The following is a 716-nucleotide window of genomic DNA, read 5'->3' on the forward strand; positions in this document are numbered from 1 at the left end:
TGAACTGGCGGTTGACGTGATCCAGCGGGCATGGCGCGGCCTTGTCGCTGATCGTGGTCTTAACCGGTTTGCCGCGGATAACCCCCTGCAAACCCATGTCCTGCATCAATCGCGACACCGTGCAACGAGCAACATCGAAGCCTTCTCGCTTGAGCTGCCGCCACACCTTGCGCGCGCCGTAGACGGAGAAGTTCTCATCGAAGACGCGCCGAACCTCGATCTTCAGCGCGGCGTCCTGCCTGGCTCGCGCCGACAGCTTGGCGGGATCGCGCCGCTTGGCCACATGGGCATGGTAGGTCGAGGGGGCGATCGGCAACACCTTGCAGATCGGCTCGACCCCATGCGCCCCACGATGATCGTCGATGAAGGCGATCATGGCTTGGACCGGCGGTCGAGCTCCGCCATCGCAAAATAAGCGCTTGCCTTGCGCAGGATCTCGTTGGCCTGCCGCAGCTCACGGTTCTCCCGTTCCAGGGCCTTCAGCTTCTCGGCCATCTCAGTCGGGACACCGGCCCGCTGCCCGCTGTCGATCTCGGCCTTCTTGACCCAGTCATGCAGCGTCTGCGGTGTGCAGCCGATCTTGGCCGCAATCGAGGTCACTGCCGCCCAGCGCGACGGGTGCTCGCCGGCGTGATCCAGAACCATCCGAACCGCACGGTCGCGGACTTCAGGCGAAAACTTGTTCGTGGTCTTGCTTGTCATGGCTCCATCCTCTC

Annotated in this window: 1 pseudogene and 1 other annotated feature; the pseudogene reads right to left on the reverse strand. The window is 63.5% G+C overall.

Annotated features, from left to right (window positions below):
* A pseudogene (locus AC0L30_RS43070) lies at positions 1-702 on the reverse strand (IS3 family transposase); the annotation flags it as partial.
* Positions 302-418, reverse strand: a sequence feature (AL1L pseudoknot). (Overlaps the previous pseudogene by 117 nt.)
* Positions 703-716 lie beyond the last annotated feature (14 nt).

Source organism: Bradyrhizobium sp. MI1.11 (assembly GCF_055811255.1).